Below are 371 nucleotides of genomic sequence, written 5' to 3' on the forward strand. Positions count from 1 at the left end.
GTGATGGGCGAGGTGGGCAAGCAAGCGACGCTGAAGATGGATCGCAGCGGCATGACCCTGACCGAAGCCCTCGGATCTTCCGAAGGGATCAGCCAGACGGTGGCGGATGCGACCGGGGTGTTCGTGATCCGGCCGAGCGGCGGTAAAACGCCGCAGCGGCTGGCGACGCTGTATCAGTTCGATCTCTCCGACGCCAGCGCGCTGGCGATGGGCGCTGAATTTCAGCTGCAACCTTACGACGTCGTGTACGTCACTGCGGCGCCGATCGCGCGCTGGAACCGTTTGATCAGCCAGCTGGTGCCGACCATCAGCAGCTTTAACGATCTCAGCGAGGCTACCTTGCGCGTGCGCAACTGGTAACTCCGCAGGGT

At 63.3% G+C, this 371-nt stretch carries 1 pseudogene; it reads left to right on the forward strand.

From position 1 onward, the window contains the following. Positions 1–360, forward strand: a pseudogene (locus KHA85_RS20605) (hypothetical protein); the annotation flags it as partial. Positions 361–371: the final 11 nt, after the last annotated feature.

It is taken from the genome of Dietzia massiliensis, assembly GCF_018390595.1.
Taxonomy (GTDB): domain Bacteria; phylum Actinomycetota; class Actinomycetes; order Mycobacteriales; family Mycobacteriaceae; genus Dietzia; species Dietzia massiliensis.